This window comes from Streptomyces sp. 13-12-16 (assembly GCF_002114215.1).
Lineage (GTDB): Bacteria > Actinomycetota > Actinomycetes > Streptomycetales > Streptomycetaceae > Streptomyces.
Genome location: NZ_NCTE01000399.1, coordinates 1 through 3,456 on the forward strand (window position 1 = coordinate 1; position 3,456 = coordinate 3,456).

Consider the following 3,456-nt stretch of genomic DNA (forward strand, 5'->3'; position numbering starts at 1 on the left):
CCAGGTCGGCCGCGCGGACGCGTTCTTGGGCGCCGCGCGCGGAGAGCCTGCGGGCCAGGGTGCGGGTGCGGCGCTCGGCGGCGGTGTGGATCTCCCGCGCGCGGGCGCGGGCCTCGGCGGCCTCGACGATCCGGCCGAGCAGGTCGACGGACCCGGCGGTGAAGTCGCGTTCGGCGATCAGTTCGGCGCGCCGGCCCAGCTTGTTGCCGAAGCCGCCGACCAGGTCGGCGAGTCCGTCGGTGTCCCGGGTGTCGGTGACGGCGCGCAGCAGCAGATCGGTGAAGTCGGAGTCCTTCTTGACCGCGAAGAGGCCGGCTGCCTCACCCTCGTCGGCGTTCATCTCCCGCTGGTAGCGGAAGAGTTCCGGGTCGAGTCCCAGCTCGCCGAGGTGTTCGGTCCAGCGCTCGTGGATCTCCTCCCAGTGCACCTCCAGGTGCGGGTAGTTCTTGCCGGCCTCCGTGAGGGCGTCCCGGAAGCCCTTCATGGTGCGGCGCCGTCCCCGCGCGCCCGACTGGCCCTCGACGGGCGGCCGTACGGCGGTGGACTCGGCGACGGGGAGGTTGTCCAGGCTGAGACCGGGGCCGGGCCGGAAGGAGTACCAGGCCTCGGCGAACTTCCTCGGGTCGTTGGAGACCTGGCGGCCCCGCCACTCACTGGCCTTGCCGACGACGACGCACTCGCCGGTCTGCACGTGCTGCCACTCCAGCGCCACATGACCGCAGTCGTCGGCGAGCAGGAACTTGCGCAGCACACCGGAGCTGGCGCCGCCGAGGGTGTTGCGGTGGCCCGGGAGCATCACGGAGAAGATCAGCTTCAGCAGGACCGACTTGCCGCCGCCGTTCTCCAGGAAGAGCACCCCGGCGGGCGCCGGCCGGCGCGGCGGGCCGACGGGCTCCTCCTGGAAGAACTCCGCCTGCATCGGCGCGGGGTCGGGCACCGCCCCGCCGACACCGCGCAGGTCGAGCACGGTGTCGGCGTAGCGCGCACCGGCCGGCCCGATGGAGTAGAGGCGGACCCGGGACAGCTCGTACATGGCGGACTCTCGTGAGGCTTCGTGAGACGGGGGTTCAGGCGGAGTGGAACGGCAGGCCGGCGTCGGCGACCAGTTCCAGGTCGTCGCCGTCCTCGGGCGGCAGCAGGGTGGGCGTCCCGTCGGTGACCGGGACGACGCCCAGCTCCAGCAGCTCGGCCATGGCGGCGCCGCCCGCCATGTCGCGGACCTGGAGCTGGTAGCGGGCCGTGGTGCGGTACGTGCCGCCGTTGTCGTCGCCGGTGCGCTGCAGGAAGCCTGAGTCGGTGAGGAAGCCGACGGCCTTGGCGACGATGCCGGTGGTCGATCCCGCGAGCCGGCGCGCGTCCTTGGTGGCGCCGGTCGAGCTGCGTCTGGCCCAGATCCGCCACGCGGCCTCCAGGCCGGGGGCGTCGCTGGCCGGGTCGGTGTTCTCGCCCTGCTCCGCGGCCCGCTCCTCCAGGCGGTGGCAGGCCTGGCGGACGAAGGAGTCGACGCCGTTGACCGTGACGCGCCCGATGTAGCCGTCGTCGGCGAGGTCCTCGGGGCGCGGGAAGGCCATGGCGGCGACGGCGAGGTGGGCGAGCCCGTGCAGGAACCTGTCGCCGCCGTCGGCGGAGGTGCGGCGCGCGTAGTCGCCCATGCGGACGGCGAAGACGGAGTCCTCGGCGGCGGTGACGGCCATGCCGGCGCGCGGGGACACCTCCAGCACGATCAGTCCGAGGCCGGTGGCCACGGCGTCGGCGAGCCGCGCGAACGGCGGGTCCTCGCGGTAGCGGCGCAGCAGGTCGGCGTACTCCTGGTCGCGGGCGGGCTGGAGCTTGGGCTGCAGGCCGAAGGCGACGAGCCGTGCGGCGTCGGCGGCGTCGGCGGGTGTGACGGCGGCGCTCGCCGGTGCGGCCACGGCCTCCGGCTCGCTCCACTCGACGTGCTCGGTCACGGTCGGGACTCCTTGTTCTGGGACACCTCGGTACGGACTGCTTGCTCCGTCATGCCGCCTCCGACCGGTCCGCGGCCATCCCCGCCGCGTCCAGCAGGGCCGTGCCGACGATGAGGTCGGCGCCGCCGAACTCGGGGTCGTCGAGTTCGGTTCCGTCGTCCACGGCGAACAGCAGTTTCGGTTCGCCCTGGCGGTAGGCGGTGCCGACCGGGGGGCTGGCTGCGTGGATGGCCAGCAGGGCGACCAGGTAGGGCAGTTCGGGGTCCTGGCGGCGGGCGTCGGCGAGCAGTCCGGACAGCCGGCGCGGTGCGTCGGCCGGCAGGTCCAGCAGCTCCGTGGCGGCCGCGAGCTGCTCCTCGCTGAAGCGGCTGTCGTCGGGCGTGGCGATCAGGTCGGGCTCGGGCATCTCGGCGCCGAGGTGTTCCCGCTCCACGGGCGGCGTCAGCAGGATCTCGACGAGGTCGGCGACCCGGACGGAGACCGGGGTGCGCAGTCCGGTGCCGTGGGCGAAGAAGGCGTCGGTGACCCGGACCGCCCGCTCCACGGGCAGTGGCAGCAGGGGCGCGAGGAGGTGGCCGTAGAGGTCGGTGCCCGAGGCCGACGTGGGGGTGGCGAAGGCCTGCCGGTCCTGTTCGGCGCGGAACAGCGGGCCGGCCTCCAGCAGCCGGGACTGCAGCTGGGTGTGGCGCCGGATGCAGTCCTTGACGATGTCCACCAGCTCGGCCGCCCGGCGCTTGTGCTCGGGGTCCTCGGACTCGTCGCGGGCCTTGCGGATGTTGGTGAGGATCGCGTTCTCGTGGCGGTAGCGGTCCGCCACGTGGTCGAGGGCCTCGGCGATCATGTCGGGCACGGCGCTCAGCCAGTCCACCGCGCGGACGTTGCGGCGGGTGGCGTCCAGGGCCCGGCGCAGGGTCTCGGAGTACTGCACGGTCCGGTAGCGGGCCTGCTCGGCGGCGAGCTGGGCGTCGGCGAGCCTGCCCCGGCTGATCAGCACCTCCAGCTTGACCTCGGCGGCGATCTGCGCGCTGGTGACATCGGTGTCCAGGGCGCCGACCAGGACGTTGACCGCCTCGTCGGTGGTCCGCAGGTACACCGTGCCGCCGGGGCCGGGGACCTCCTCGATCAGCTTGAAGTCGTAGTCGCGGCGCACGTAGGTGCCGTCCGCCCCGAACACGCCGTACACCGCGCGGAAGCCGCGGTCGACGCTGCCGACGTTGATCAGGTTCTCCAGGACCCAGCGGGCCACCCGCTCGTGCTCGGCGGCGGGGCGGCTCGGGGCCTGGGCGGCGATGCGCGGGATGAGCCGGGCGACTATCTGGTCGTGGTCCGCGCCCGTGTCGAAGTCCATGTTCAGGGTGACGAGGTCGATGCCCGCGAGGGCGATCTCCGCCATGCCGTACACCGAGTACTCGCCGGCGAGGTTGGCCTTGCGCGCGTCGAGGTCGTGCAGCGGCGCGGTGCACGCGAGCGCGCGCAGCCGCCGCGCCAGCCCTTCGTCGGCGGCCGG

At 73.7% G+C, this 3,456-nt stretch carries 2 protein-coding genes and 1 pseudogene; all 3 read right to left on the reverse strand.

What is annotated here, in order from left to right:
• Positions 1–1,033 (reverse strand): annotated as a pseudogene (locus tag B7767_RS16335) (hypothetical protein); the annotation flags it as partial.
• A 34-nt stretch (positions 1,034–1,067) separates the two neighbouring features.
• Positions 1,068–1,949: a hypothetical protein gene (locus B7767_RS16340; protein WP_030867926.1), complete on the reverse strand. Its 882-nt coding sequence runs from the start codon at positions 1,947–1,949 to the stop codon at positions 1,068–1,070.
• Between the two features lie 49 nt (positions 1,950–1,998).
• The coding region (locus B7767_RS16345) for a hypothetical protein (protein ID WP_085572832.1) at positions 1,999–3,456 on the reverse strand (1,458 nt) is incomplete at its 5' end.